Genomic DNA, 13618 nt, shown 5'->3' on the forward strand with positions numbered 1-13618 from the left:
TTATCTTCTTAATTACATCCACAACCACCGCCGCTTTTTCCTGAGTTTGCGCCCGAAGCACCTTCCCGGTATCCTTGAAAGCTGAGCTCAGTCTTCTCAATCTTCCTATTCCCTAGAATCATTTCTGCATCGTTTAATCTGTTCTTTTGATATTCTTTAACTGTTGTGCAGGAAGGTACAAAGAGCAATACACCAAGTGCCATTGCTACCACGACCATTCGTTTGATCAATTTTGCTTTCATTTTAGGTTGATATTTTTACTGGTATAGATTTTATTATTGTCGTCTACAATGATGCAGCCCAGGTAATTAATTTGGTTGATCATATCCAAACCTGCTGAAATCCCCATTACGGTAACTGGAGTCGCCATGGCATCTGCTATTTCTGCATTTGGACTAATAATGGTTACGCTTTTTATGCCGGTAACTGGAAGGCCGGTTTTGGGATTAATGGTGTGCGAATACTTTTTGCCGCCAATGTTTACAAACTTTTCATAATTGCCAGATGTAGCAACTGCCATATCGGTTACGTTAAGATAAGAAAATGGGGTGTTTTTATGATCCGGATCAACAATACCAATTGTCCATGGCTCCCCATTGGGCTGTGTGCCCCAAGTGGTGAGGTCGCCAGAAGCATTTACAATTCCAGCGTCTACTCCTTCTTTTTTTAAAAGAGACTTTGCCATTTCGGCCGCATAACCTTTTCCTATTCCTCCAAATCCTATCCGCATTCCCTTTTCTTTAAGCATTACGGTATTATTTTTAGGATCAAGAATGATGTTTTTATAATTGATCAATCTCACCATTGATCTGGCCGTTTCGCTATCGGGAAGACGTGTCATAGTACTATCGAAGTTCCATAACTTCCTATCAATAGAGCCGTAAGTAAGATCGAATGCACCATCTGTAATTGCTGATATCCGTATGGAACGTTCTATCAGCTGATAAACTTCAGGATCAACTTTTACCCGCCCAATTCCAGCTTGACTATTAATTTGATTGGTTTGACTATTCTCATCAAACGTGGTGAATAGTTTTTCAATTCTTTTTATCTCATCAATTGCGAGCCTGATCTTTTGCATTGCCCAGTCTTCGCTGTTTGCAACAACGGTTAGCTCAAAAGTATTTCCCATCAAGCGCTCTGTAAGTTTGAAAGCTTTAGGGAGCTGTAATTCTCTATCTTTTTGCATCGCAGATTCTTTGAAGCTCGTTTGCAAATTCACCTGCAGTTTGATTTGGCAACCCATCATACGCTTTGAGTACTTTTCCATCCTGATCCAGAATTACTGTATAAGGAAATTTCCCCAGAGGGTTATATTTATCGGCCAACATTTCGTTCTGCTTCTTAATTGGTTCGGCAGGCTGTTTTTTCTTGTTTCTAGGAAAATCTGCATTAATCATCACCAGGTTTGCTGTTGCCATTTTTATAAATCCCTGATCAGCAAAAATTTCACTATGCATTCTAATACATGGACCGCACCAATCAGAGCCCGAAAAATTCAGGAGAATAAGCTTGTGCTGCTCCTTCGCATTTTTCTGGGCAGTTTCAAAGTTCTGTTCCCAAGGTATTGCCGATGAAATCGCAACGAGTGCAATAAATAGTAGATTTTTCATAATTGATTGTTAACGTAAGCTTTCTCCATAGGCTTTAACCAACATGTTTTGCAATGCCAAACGTAGTGACAAGTAGGGTTTTCTGTTGTTTTAAGGATATGTGAGATAGATTTATTGATGATATCCGCCACTTGAATACAAGTAAGACGCCAATTGGTAATTCGCAATGGCCTCATCTGTTAGCCAACTTTCAGAAGGGATTAATTTGGAAGCCCCGGTTTTGAAATCCGGCGTAAACGTGCTTACTTTCCTGTTTGGATCTAAAATGATAAGTTTGTTGTTCCTAATATATCCTAAGCTCTGATAGGTACTGATAAATGCCCTTTGCTGCTGGTCTTTCATTTTAAAAACATCCTGGCCAAAGAATTTACTTTGATAGCTAAAGTTGAGCAATCCTAATATTGAAGGACCAATATCGATCTGTGCCACAAGTTTTTCGAATTTGCCAGGCTTAATATGTGCTGGTGAATACATAATCATTGGAATATGGTATTTATCAACTGGAAGTTCAACCTTTCCGGCACTTGATGCGCAATGATCTGCAACGATGACGAAAAGCGTATTCTCAAACCAGGGTTTAAGTTTTGCTTCTCTGATAAATCTTCCAATCGCGTAATCGGTATATTTCACGGCGCCTTCTCGCCCGGTATGTGATGGAATATCAATGCGGCCTTCCGGATAAGTGTATGGCCTGTGGTTAGAAACCGTCATGATGTGCGCAAAGAAAGTTTTTTTGCTTTTGTAATCCTTGTCCAGTTCCCTGAGCGAAAGTGTAAAAAGGTCTTCATCGGCAACACCCCAGGTATTTTCATAATGGATTTCCTTTTCACTCAATGCATTTCGGTCAGTGACTTGATAACCATTTTGAGAAAAGAACTCGTTCATATTATCAAAGTAGCCATAACCGCCATAGATAAACCTGCTGCTGTAGCCTTTAGATTGAAATACACTGCCCAACGTAAAGAGATTTTTGTTGTTAGGGCGTTTAACGATAGATTGCCCTGGTGTTGGCGGAATGCAAAGTGATAATGCCTCCAGGCCACGAACCGTTCGAGTACCTGAAGCATATAAATTGGTGAACAGCAGACCCTCTTTTGCAAGTGAATCCAGATTGGGTGTGATGCCTTGCGTATTGCCATAACTCCCCAGGAATTCTGCACTCAAACTTTCTACGCTTATCAGGATGACGTTCATTCTCTTTTCAGCCGAATCAGCTTTGATATTCCTGATGGTGTTGCGGTCTCTTTCGTTAGCAGCCACAAAATCAAGATCTTTTCTGATGATAGACAATGCTTTTTCCAGTGGCATAGTCTTATAAAATGTATCGTAATCTAACTGGTTGTGCCAAAAGGCAAAGCCAAAATCGTACATGCCATTGCCCGAAAGTTCATTTACATATTGATTGCGACTGTGATTTTTCCAGTTATGGTTAACTAAAAAGTAGGTCGCAATCGGAGCGATAAGAAATAGCAATAGAAACTTTGAACGCTTTGCAAAACGCATTGGAATAAGGGTAGATTCCCACACTTTTTTCCTTAATAAGTAGGTGATAAATGCTGAAAGGACAAGAAGGATCGTTAAAATGGATGCAACAGGGTATGACTGCCTGATATTTCCGATAACTTCAGTAGTGTAAACCAGGTAATCGACCGCAATAAAGTTATAGCGCACCGAAAACTCTTCCCAGAAAATCCATTCGGAAATTGCATTAAAAATAAGCGTGAATATTACCACAAAAAAATAGGCAAGGATTAATATCTTACTTATTTTTTTGCTGTACCATCTCGATGGAAAAATCCACAGATAAAGAATAAGGGGGATTATTGCATAAGAAGCAGCTGCCAGATCATAGAATAGGCCAATCACAAATACCTTGATGAGATTTGTTGAACTCCACTCAAAAGATGCCGAGGAATAAACTAAGAGCGAAATCCTGGTCAGCAGCGAAGCGATGCATAGCAAAATCACAGCAAGTAATACAGGTCCAAATCTGTACTGAAATAAACTATTTAATTTTTTAAAGATGTTCATTGGTTTGATATTCATTCTGGCCGAAAGGCCAAAGCTATCATCGAATTCTGAAGAGATTCTGAAGTTTGTATGGTTTAGCACTGTTGCAGACTCCAGCGTACAACTTTAAACACCTTTATCTTGTGCGCCTAAAATTCCATATTGTAGTTTAAAGCAAGTTAATAGCCGAGCTTTTTTTTGTGGTAACAAACTAACGCCCTGTTAATCAAGTGTTAATTTTGTTGTTGGAAGAGTAACCTGGTGACGGAGGAGCTAGTCACTTATTCCTGTAGAGGATATTTCTTTAAATAGTTTTCATATAGTCTTAACACCCGCGATGTAACTTTGAATCTAAAATAATTTTTATAAATTTAATAATTGCCGCTAACTTGTAGAGTTAGATAGACTTATCTCATTTAATTTAATCTAGATGAAATAACGTCAAAAATTGTTGTCAGTATACTCTTTATTAATGGAAAAGTTGAACCAAAAGGTGCATGTTATTTCTGATTTTGATTTAGTGGAGAGGCTAAGGTTTGGCGATGAGGTGGCTTTTGAGATGTTGTATGATAGATACAAAACACAGATTGCCCAGAATTTATTGAGGTTATTGAAATCGGAGTCAATGGTGGAAGATCTCCTGCATGATCTTTTCCTCAAAATCTGGGAGAACCGTTCCCAGTTGGATCAGAATCTTTCATTCCGTGCCTATCTTTATCGTATAGCTCATAACATGGTAATCGATTTCTTTAGAAAGGCAGCGAAAATCAAATCTTTCGAGAAACATTTAGCGGTAAATCAGAATTTAAGTTACACCCATATCGAAGAAATATTCGACGATCACCAAAAAAGAGATTTTCTAAATAAGATACTGGAAAGTTTATCTCCACAAAGCCGGTTGGTTTTTAAGCTTTGTAAACTTGAAGGGAAATCATACGAAGAGATCAGTAACTTGTTAGGAATTTCTGTAAATACGATAAGTAATCATCTTGTAAAAGCAAATAAGCACATTCGGGCTCAACTTTCCGGCTCATCCTATTTCCAATGTTTGATCGCAATTTTGATTGCTTCAGCAGTTCGTTTTTAAGGCCAATAACAACCTTCTTAAAAAAAAATATTTTATACTAGTGACTTTTTTAGAGTTGTTCGTATTAGTATAAAATTAAGAAGTTGAAAAAAGATTCAAAAGTAATTCAGTTGTTTAATTCCTATTTGGAAGACCGTTATTCGGATAGCGATTTAAAAGAAATTTTAAGCTATTTTGAGAAAGACGTGGTTCCAGAGGATTTGACTATTCTGGTGAAGAATGAATTGGAAAAAACACTTGATTCTGGCGATAACGTAACTCTCATTGTCGATAACGTTAAAGAACGCTTGTTTTTAAGTATCAAAAGTAAAAGAGAAATCCCTTCAAAAAATGTCAGTTCAAGGCATCGGTTATTATGGATCGGTGGAATAGCGGCCACTATTTTGGTATGCCTGGCTTGTTGGAATTGGTTGAAACATACTGATACACAAATTATCCAAAGCAATGCTTATGGCTATGCTAATGATGTACTGCCCGTAGGTAAAAAAGCCACACTGATACTTTCTAATGGCCGTACTGTTGAATTGAATAATGATAAAACAGCACTGACTGAGTCTGACGGGACAACGATTGCCTATGAACACGGACAGTTAGTTTATCGCGACAGCGGAGAAGAGGAAAAAATTTTAACTAATACGTTAATTGTTCCAAAGGGAAGTAGTTACGAGCTTCTATTGCCAGATGGCTCGAAAGTCTGGCTAAATGCTTCCTCCTCACTGCGTTTTCCTACGCGATTCAACGGTGCAGAGCGTAGGGTTTATCTAACAGGTGAAGCCTATTTCCAGGTCGCTAAAAATCCAAAGATGCCCTTTATTGCCCAAACTGGTAATACTACTGTCAAAGCTTTGGGTACCGAATTTAACATAAATTCAGATCAGTTTTCTAATCTGAAGGCAACCTTGACTGAGGGTTCGGTAATGGTTTCAGCGCTTGGTCAATCTGTAAAGTTGATTCCAGGTAAACAGGCGATAGTTCGTAAAGCAGAGAAGAACATTCAAGTCCGAGATGCCGATCTAGAACAGACAACGGCTTGGAAAGACGGCTACTTTTATTTCAAAAATGACCGTTTGGAAAATATCATGAATGAGATTTCCAATTGGTATGATGTTGAGTTAAGCTATGAAGGAGTAGTGCCGAACGAACTTTACACTGGCAGCATAGATAGGAAAGCCAATCTTTCAGAGGTTTTAGAAATGCTAAAGCCCATTACATTAGCGAAATTTGAAATAAATAAGAAGAATTTAATAATCAAATTTAAACCAAATAAATAACTGTAACTATGAATGAAATAAACTACCAAACAAAATTTAAACGAGGGTGATTCCGGCACCCCCGTAAAAATGCAAAGCTGAACAACTGTAAACAACTCTAACTACTCAAAATTATGAATTATTTCCGCTACGGCAAAAAGCCGAATGGCAGTCCTGTGAACTATTCAAAATCGACTAAAATTATTATTGCCATGAAATTGACTGTGTTTCTGGTTCTTTTTTTCACAAGTGCTTTATTTGCTTCCGGTAATGCACAAGAGATTAATCTCTCAGTAAAAGATTACCCACTGGTTAAAGTGCTTTCAGAAATTGGAAAGCAAACAAAACTTAAGTTTTTTTATAATGATTTATTGCTAAAACAATCGCGACCAGTGACAATTGATGTTAAGCATGCTTCGCTCGATCAGGTATTAACTGAATTGCTGAGTTCGAGGAAAATGAGTTACAAGCAAATTGCCAGAACAATTATTATTAGCAGTATTGCTGATGATAAAAAGGCTGTCAATACCGGTCAACAAGATATTTCGATTTCCGGGACAGTCAGAGATTCAGTAGGAGTACTTTCAGGGGTATCGGTTGTGGTAAAAGATAGAACTAAAACCGCTACAGTAACAGATGCCAACGGGCAATTTGTTATTAAAGCACCTGAAAACGGAACCCTAATATTGAGCTATGTCGGATTTGAACAACAACAAATTGCAATAAACGGCAAAACCCGTATTGATGTAATTCTTAAATCATCTCAGATTTTAATGCAAGAGGTTGTTGTAACTGCGCTTGGTATTACTAAAGAGAAACGTCAGATTACCTATGCCGTTCAAGAAGTTAAAGGTGCAGCATTGCAGGTTGCTAGAGAAGCCAACGTAGCGACTAGTTTAGTAGGAAAAGTAGCTGGTTTGCAAGTTCAAACCAAAACTACCCTTTTTGAAAATCCTGGAATTACTTTAAGAGGAGCTGGTACAACAATCGTGATTGACGGAGTACCTGCGCCTGCAAATTTTGATATGTGGAGTCTTAATGCTGATGATATTGAAAATGTAACTGTACTCAAAGGAACGGCGTCCGCTGCGCTGTACGGCTCATTGGCTCAAAATGGCGCCATAATGATACCACCAAAAAAGGTAAGGGAGGTGCGCCAGGTTTAGAAATGGCCTATAACACAAGCACTCAATTCCAAGCTGGTTTTTTGCGTATCCCAGAAACCCAATCAGAGTATGGAATGGGATTTAATGGACAGTATTCTTTTGTAGATGGAAAGGGCGGGGGAATAAACGATGGTTATGGCTATGTATGGGGCCCAAAGCTTAATGTGCCAGATCCGACCACTAAAAGTGGTTTTGTCGAAATTGCGCAATACAATAGTCCGAGAGATCAGGCCACAGGAAAGCTTATTCCGTTACCTTGGATTACGAGAAGTGATGATAACCTAAAAAGTTTTTTAAATAACGGTTTGCTAACTACTCACAACATTAATTTTGCAGGCAGTACCGATCGTGCTGACTATAGAATATCGGCATCGCAGGTTTATCAACAAGGGCAGGTACCTGGAACAAAACTAAATTCTACTACTTTGAATTTAGCCGGTAGCCTTAAAATAAATGATAAATTAAGAGCAGAAGCAAGCCTATCCTACAACAAACAATATTCTCCAAACTATCCAACTTCGGGTTATTCCCCAGATAACTATTTATACAACATCGTGTTGTGGATGGGCCCAGAAGTAGATATCAATGACCTAAGAAATTATTGGAAACCAGGGCGTGAGGGTACAGAACAGTTTACTTATAATTACAGTTGGTACAATAATCCATGGTTTCTGGCAGGAGAGAAGGTTCGTAAGTACACAAATGATGTTGTGGTTGCACAGGCGAACATGACCTACGACTTTAATAAAGACCTGAAACTATTGGTTAGGGGAGGGATTACTAATAACCAGGCCAATAGCGATAGTAAAATTCCATACAGTTATATCAACTATGGAACAGATGCAGCGCCGTTTGGAAATTACAGTTTGAGTAAAAACAATACTTTACGTGTGGTTACTGATGTATTATTATCTTATAACAAAACGTTTTTAAAGGATTTTAATGTTTCTGCAAGAGCAGGAGCAAGTAGCCGCCTTGATCAGGCGAATGGGCTTGCCTCTAATACAGTTGGTGGTTTAGCAGTTCCGGAGTGGTATAACCTCGCAAACTCGAGAGATCCCCTTAAATCTTCCAATTCATTAACCGAAAAACTGGTATACAGCGCTTACGGTTCTGTCGATTTAAATTATAAAAGGATAGCAACCCTTAGCGTAACAGGTCGTAACGACTGGTCTTCAGCCTTACAATCTACCATATAATACCTATTTTTATCCCTCAGCTTCGTTGAGTTTAATCGTATCTGAAATGGTTAAACTACCAGAAGTAATATCAATGGTTAAATTAAGAGGGGCATTAGCAAATGCAAAAACTGATGTGAGTCCTTATAGTACCTTAACAAACTATACAGTTGGTTCACGTTGGGCTGGAAATCCATCATTAATTACGCCAGGCTCAATTCTTTTGCCAGGTTTAAAGCCAAATAAAACTGTTTCTCAGGAATATGGAGCTGAAGTACGGTTTTTAAGGAATAGAATTGGGTTAGACTTTACCTATTTTAATTATGACCTGGTAGATAATGTGGTATCCATCCCTTTATCTATTGCAACAGGTTTTACATCGGCCCAAACCAATGGAGATAAATATAGACGCCGTGGTATTGAACTTGTTCTAAGTGGTGAGCCTATAAGAACGAGAGATTTCAGCTGGAATATTACGGCCAATTATTCGAGATTACGCAGAACAGTTGAAGAATATTCTAACGGTGATTTAATACGAGGCGGTGTGGGAGTCGGAGACAGAACTGATGTTTTTCGTGGGTACGATTGGCAACGATCACCAGATGGTCAAATTGTTCACCAATCGGGAATTCCGCAATACATCAATCAAGTGATAAATCTTGGTTATACCGGCCCTGATTGGGAATTTGGAGTGATCAATGCATTTAGATACAAAAATTTCGGTTTGAGCTTCTCCATAGATGGACGTGTTGGTGGCGTAATGTTTAACGGCTTAGAGGCCAAAATGTATGAAGGCGGTATGCATCCTGCTACAGCAAATAGTTTCAGAGAAGATGCATATGCCAACAAAAAAACCTATAATAATGGTGGTGTAGTTCAAACCGGGGGAACAGTAACCTATGACCTAAAAGGAAATATAACCAGCGATACCCGTACGTTTGCCCCAAATACAACGTCAGTTAACTATGTAGATTTTGTATTTGCAAACTATGCAAACGGTGTAGAAGGTGCCAACTTATATGACCGGACTTTCGTAAAATTGAGAGAAATTATATTCAGCTATCAAATCCCTGCAGCGTTCCTGAAGAAAACACCTTTCAAAGGTTTAAGTGCATCAATTGTAGGGCGTAATCTTGCATTATGGTCTAAAGTTCCTTACATGGATCCTGATGGTTATACAGATTTTTCGTTAGCAGAACCAACCACCCGCAATATCGGGTTCAATTTAAATTTAAAGTTTTAGACACTAAAGATATTGTCATGAATATAAAGAAAATCACTGTTTTGTTTACAGTTTTACTATCGCTGGGCGCTTGTAAAAAATTCGATTATTATTTAGAAAACCCAAATTTACCTACTACAGCAACACCTGCACTGTTGCTAACAAATATTTGTAATTCGGTATTCAATGTTGATCCGATGGGTTCTGCTTATGCTGTACGGCACCTAACCTATTACGAACGCCCAAGCGAATATGTTAACTACAACTGGAGTCGCTCGTCTTTTGGTGCATATAATACTTTAAGGCAGGTAAAGAAAATGGAAGAACTTGCTCAGGGAAATACCAGTTATGCAGGTTTAGGCCATTTATTCAGAGCAATATTGTTTAGCCAATTAACGGATACCTTCGGCGATGTGCCTTATGCAGAAGCTTTAATGGTAGAAAGTGGAATTGAAAAACCAAAATATTCTACACAAGAAGATGTTTATGCAGGCATTTTAAACGAATTGGAATTGGCAAATTCGCAATTGGTAGAAGGTGGAACTGCCATTAGTGGCGATATTATTTACGGGGGAACTATTAAGCGATGGAAGCAATTGGCCAACGCTTACCGGTTGAGGATGTTAATCCATTTATCAAAACGCGAAGGCAATTCCAAGATTGATATCAAATCTCAGTTTAATTCCATTGTATCAAATCCATCCAAATATCCTTTGATGACAAGTATTGCCGATAATGCACAGATTGTTTATAACACTTCAGATATAAGCAATTATTACCCAACTGCAGGAAGCTTAAGTGTAGCTTCTTTAGTTTCTCCTGAATTATCGTTTGTGAATTTATTGAAAGCACGGAGAGATCCGAGAATATTTTCTTTTGCAGAACCCATAGCTGGGCAGACCGCAGGCATATTTTCAAGCTATAACGGAGTTGACGCTGGTTTAACGCCGGCCGCACAACAAAGTTCTGCCGCAAACGCTTCCTTACTCGCCAAACGGTATTCAAGTCTTGCCGCTCCTGCCAACGAGCCCATGATTTTACTTAGCTACGCAGAACAGGAATTTCTAATTGCAGAAGGTATTGTGAGAGGCTGGACGACTGGAAGTGCTGAAAGTCATTATAACAATGGTATACTCGCCTCACTTGCGTTCTATAAGATTACTGGCTCAACGGCCACTAATTATTTGAATGAAAATTTGGTTAAATATGATGCCAGCAATGGCTTAACCATGATACTTACGCAAAAATACATCTCATTCTTTATGAATTCTGGATGGGAACCATTTTATGATCAACGCAGAACGGGGATACCTTCTTTTAGTGTTGGCCCGGGAACGTTAAATGGTGGGAAAGTTCCAAAGCGATGGATTTATCCAACAGATGAATATCAAAATAATCCATCAAATGTTGCAGCTGCCGTTGCCAGTCAATATCCCGATGGAGATACGACTAACGGAGTGATGTGGACTGTAAAGTAGAGTAGTTAGAAACAAGATCATCGATTCACTATGCTTGACCATTTTCATAGAAAAGCTCAGGCATAGTAGATTGTTTTCAAAGCAATGCTTTTTAAAACTGAATGATCTCTAGAATTGTGGAACACTATCCATAGGTATTAAAAATAAGAATTAATGAAAGCGGTATTAGCAACAATACTTATCGTGACTACCTTTTTTGCTAAAGCACAGCATAAAATATTATTCGAAGAACATTTTAGTAAAACTGACTTAACTGGTTACCAAACTTCAAAAGGGATAAGCGGTGATTGTTTAGACCTTAGCGAAAGGGCTGCGTTTCGACAGCCGATTCAAAGGAAGTTGCCTCCGTCAATAGCTCACGGATCATATACCATTTCAGTTTGGGTGAAAGCTTCTATACAAGATGATGAAAGTTATGCTGTGCTAACAACCACTACGAAATTGCCTGATGGTTCGTCAAATGTTCTGGAATTGGGAAAGCAATCTAACGGGGCCTGGTATTGGAGCGGATTTAAAGGTAAGATCAGATACGATTACAAACCCACTTTTCAACGTCAGCCCATTACCGACGGGGATTGGCATCAGCTGGTCTATTCATTTGATCATCTAAAGAAAGAAGTTCGTTTATATTATGATGGTATTAATGTGGCTATTTATGCAACCCCACAATTGGCTGGATTAAATAAGGAATCTCAACTGAATATTGGAGGAGTAGCAAAAGGTGAGTTACTACAATGGGACACATTTAATGGAATGATTGATGAGGTTCTAGTTTTTGATGGAATATTAGATTCAAAACAAATACTCTCAGGTTATGAACCAGCGGCTGGCAAGCCAACCAAAAGTAAAACGAATTTTAATCCACAGAAAGTCAGCGTAATGAATTACAATATCTGGCATGGTGGAAATGAAACTGGTAAATATGTTGGTCCGATGCGAATTGTTGATGTGATTAGGTCATCAGGTGCTGATATCATTTCAATGCAGGAAACCTATGGGTCAGGGGCCCGAATTGCTGACGCGTTGGGTTATTATTTCTATTTGCGTAGCACTAATCTCTCCATCATGAGTCGATTTCCAATCGGGGATACGATAGAAGGTGAGGCGCCCTTCAATAATGGTGGTGCACATATCTACCTGGGTGATGGAAAGCAAATATGGTTTGTTACAAACTGGATTAACTACCCTTTCGATTATTGGGATGGTTTAGAGAAAAATGTAAAACTCGATAGCGCATCATGGATGAGTAAACAACAAAGGGTTAATGCAGCTAAGATGAATGATATTCTTAATGCAATGAAAAAAGAATTAAAACAAAATATACCTATTATCTTTTGCGGAGATTTTAATACTGGTTCTCACTTAGATTGGACAACTGCCACAAAACACTTAAATAAGGGACACGTTATGCCATTTCCAACTGGAATCTTATTAGAGAAGGCCGGCTTTAAAGATGCGTATCGAGTACTACATCCCGACCCATTAAAAGAAAGGGGCATCACATGGAGTCCTCAATTCCCGGAAGCATTTAGAGATAGAATTGATTATATTTATTTTAAAGGCGATGATATCATACCATTAATATCAAAGGTTCTGGAAAAGCATGATATAAAATATCCATCAGATCATGCAGCAGTACTCATTACATTTGAAGTGAAATAGTTTAACAACAAAGTTGAGGATAGTTAGATAAGACTAGAAAATCAACTCGGTTGACAAAATTGTACCAAGGCTGTGTAATTGCAATTAAAACTCAGGTATTACTTAAAAAATATTTTGGCCGTCTATTGCACACATTAGCCTAATATTCAATTCGACGTTTTCCGCAAGAAGCCGATTTATTAAGTTAAATCGGCTTTTTTTTGTGCTAAAAATTACTGCAAAATTAGCTATACAACTTTTAGTTGTTCAAGTGTAAAGTAAATTGTAAACTTTATTGTACATAATTTGAAAATTTTTGTGTTATTTTGAGAATCAAAAATTAAGCATGAAAAACATCTTCATTATCGCTATTCTCATCTTCAGTTTTATTTATCATGCTGATGCACAGAATATAAATCAGGCTATTGATGGTAACCAATATGTTAAGCAATTGGCTGATCAGCGATACCAATTCAATAAAAGCTTAATTAAACGGTTACGCATTTCGCTCCCAGTAGCCAAATCAATTTTTAACTCCAATTCATTAGTTGCCTTTGATGGCCATACCTATGTTTTAAAAAACAATGAAGTGGTAGAAATAAAAGGTTTTTTATTGTCGAAAAAAGCGTTAGAGGCTATTACAAACAAGTTGCTAATGTTGGATGCTTACCAGAAAAACTGTGCTGAAAATGTAAATAGGAGCTATAGTGAATCTGGTAGAGATTTACAATATGTAAAAAATAAGGATCGTCAATTCTTTGCCACACTTAAACAAATATTATCCGTTACAGCGTCTATCTCTGATCAATATCAAAAACCAAATGCCTCTGTTACTATTGAAATGGCCATGAATAAAATCAAAGCCCAAGAGCTTAGTGCAGAACAGGATTCACAAAATATAGCTTTCGCTAAAGTAAAATAACGTTGATATCGCTTCGTTTCCCCAAACTAAAAGTTGAAGCGCTTCCAAATG

Annotated in this window: 12 protein-coding genes; 8 read left to right on the plus strand and 4 right to left on the minus strand. The window is 38.1% G+C overall.

Going from position 1 to position 13618, the window contains the following annotated elements; all coding sequences use genetic code 11:
• Positions 1 to 8: 8 nt before the first annotated feature.
• The 4 genes from ACZZZC_RS06240 to ACZZZC_RS06255 form a co-directional block, all read right to left on the minus strand.
• The gene (locus ACZZZC_RS06240; protein WP_463486774.1) at positions 9 to 242 is read right to left on the minus strand and encodes a DUF4266 domain-containing protein; all 234 of its coding nucleotides are present in this window, start codon (positions 240 to 242) and stop codon (positions 9 to 11) included.
• Positions 239 to 1189 carry an FAD:protein FMN transferase gene (locus ACZZZC_RS06245; protein ID WP_463486775.1) on the minus strand — a complete coding sequence of 317 codons (951 nt, stop codon included), beginning with the start codon at positions 1187 to 1189 and terminating at the stop codon, positions 239 to 241. Before ACZZZC_RS06245 ends, ACZZZC_RS06240 begins: the two co-directional genes overlap by 4 nt.
• On the minus strand, positions 1176 to 1613 hold the full coding sequence (locus tag ACZZZC_RS06250) for a thioredoxin family protein (RefSeq protein WP_463486776.1): 438 nt from the start codon (positions 1611 to 1613) through the stop codon (positions 1176 to 1178). The genes ACZZZC_RS06245 and ACZZZC_RS06250 overlap by 14 nt, the downstream gene beginning before the upstream one ends.
• Positions 1614 to 1724: 111 nt before the next feature.
• Complete coding sequence (locus ACZZZC_RS06255; protein ID WP_463486777.1) at positions 1725 to 3644, minus strand: LTA synthase family protein; 1920 nt, start codon at positions 3642 to 3644, stop codon at positions 1725 to 1727.
• 451 nt (positions 3645 to 4095) lie between these two features.
• On the opposite strand from ACZZZC_RS06255, the gene ACZZZC_RS06260 reads away from it, so the two are divergent.
• From ACZZZC_RS06260 to ACZZZC_RS06295, 8 genes are all read left to right on the plus strand, one after another.
• Complete coding sequence (locus ACZZZC_RS06260; protein ID WP_463485294.1) at positions 4096 to 4710, plus strand: RNA polymerase sigma factor; 615 nt, start codon at positions 4096 to 4098, stop codon at positions 4708 to 4710.
• 83 nt (positions 4711 to 4793) lie between these two features.
• Positions 4794 to 5981: a FecR family protein gene (locus ACZZZC_RS06265; RefSeq protein ID WP_463486778.1), complete on the plus strand. Its 1188-nt coding sequence runs from the start codon at positions 4794 to 4796 to the stop codon at positions 5979 to 5981.
• Positions 5982 to 6094: 113 nt separating this feature from the next.
• A complete protein-coding gene (locus ACZZZC_RS06270) occupies positions 6095 to 7126 on the plus strand; it encodes an STN domain-containing protein (RefSeq protein ID WP_463486779.1) in 1032 nt (343 codons plus the stop codon).
• A 2-nt stretch (positions 7127 to 7128) separates the two neighbouring features.
• Positions 7129 to 8325 carry a TonB-dependent receptor gene (locus tag ACZZZC_RS06275; protein ID WP_463486780.1) on the plus strand — a complete coding sequence of 399 codons (1197 nt, stop codon included), beginning with the start codon at positions 7129 to 7131 and terminating at the stop codon, positions 8323 to 8325.
• Between the two features lie 46 nt (positions 8326 to 8371).
• A complete protein-coding gene (locus ACZZZC_RS06280) occupies positions 8372 to 9547 on the plus strand; it encodes a SusC/RagA family TonB-linked outer membrane protein (protein ID WP_463486781.1) in 1176 nt (391 codons plus the stop codon).
• Positions 9548 to 9564: 17 nt separating this feature from the next.
• Positions 9565 to 11004, plus strand: coding sequence for a SusD/RagB family nutrient-binding outer membrane lipoprotein (locus ACZZZC_RS06285; RefSeq protein WP_463486782.1), 1440 nt, complete (start codon positions 9565 to 9567; stop codon positions 11002 to 11004).
• A 153-nt stretch (positions 11005 to 11157) separates the two neighbouring features.
• Positions 11158 to 12666 carry an endonuclease/exonuclease/phosphatase family protein gene (locus ACZZZC_RS06290; RefSeq protein ID WP_463486783.1) on the plus strand — a complete coding sequence of 503 codons (1509 nt, stop codon included), beginning with the start codon at positions 11158 to 11160 and terminating at the stop codon, positions 12664 to 12666.
• A 325-nt stretch (positions 12667 to 12991) separates the two neighbouring features.
• On the plus strand, positions 12992 to 13567 hold the full coding sequence (locus ACZZZC_RS06295; RefSeq protein WP_463486784.1) for a hypothetical protein: 576 nt from the start codon (positions 12992 to 12994) through the stop codon (positions 13565 to 13567).
• The last annotated feature ends 51 nt before the right edge of the window (positions 13568 to 13618 follow it).

The sequence above is a fragment of the Pedobacter sp. AC212 genome (assembly GCF_979258625.1).

Bases quoted from the DNA above. Each gene is read 5' to 3' on its own strand.
- ACZZZC_RS06240 (WP_463486774.1), bottom strand. From the start codon at position 242: ATGAAAGCAAAATTGATCAAACGAATGGTCGTGGTAGCAATGGCACTT.
- ACZZZC_RS06245 (WP_463486775.1), bottom strand. From the start codon at position 1,189: ATGCAAAAAGATAGAGAATTACAGCTCCCTAAAGCTTTCAAACTTACA.
- ACZZZC_RS06250 (WP_463486776.1), bottom strand. From the start codon at position 1,613: ATGAAAAATCTACTATTTATTGCACTCGTTGCGATTTCATCGGCAATA.
- ACZZZC_RS06255 (WP_463486777.1), bottom strand. From the start codon at position 3,644: ATGAACATCTTTAAAAAATTAAATAGTTTATTTCAGTACAGATTTGGA.
- ACZZZC_RS06260 (WP_463485294.1), top strand. From the start codon at position 4,096: ATGGAAAAGTTGAACCAAAAGGTGCATGTTATTTCTGATTTTGATTTA.
- ACZZZC_RS06270 (WP_463486779.1), top strand. From the start codon at position 6,095: ATGAATTATTTCCGCTACGGCAAAAAGCCGAATGGCAGTCCTGTGAAC.
- ACZZZC_RS06275 (WP_463486780.1), top strand. From the start codon at position 7,129: ATGGCCTATAACACAAGCACTCAATTCCAAGCTGGTTTTTTGCGTATC.
- ACZZZC_RS06280 (WP_463486781.1), top strand. From the start codon at position 8,372: ATGGTTAAACTACCAGAAGTAATATCAATGGTTAAATTAAGAGGGGCA.
- ACZZZC_RS06285 (WP_463486782.1), top strand. From the start codon at position 9,565: ATGAATATAAAGAAAATCACTGTTTTGTTTACAGTTTTACTATCGCTG.
- ACZZZC_RS06290 (WP_463486783.1), top strand. From the start codon at position 11,158: ATGAAAGCGGTATTAGCAACAATACTTATCGTGACTACCTTTTTTGCT.
- ACZZZC_RS06295 (WP_463486784.1), top strand. From the start codon at position 12,992: ATGAAAAACATCTTCATTATCGCTATTCTCATCTTCAGTTTTATTTAT.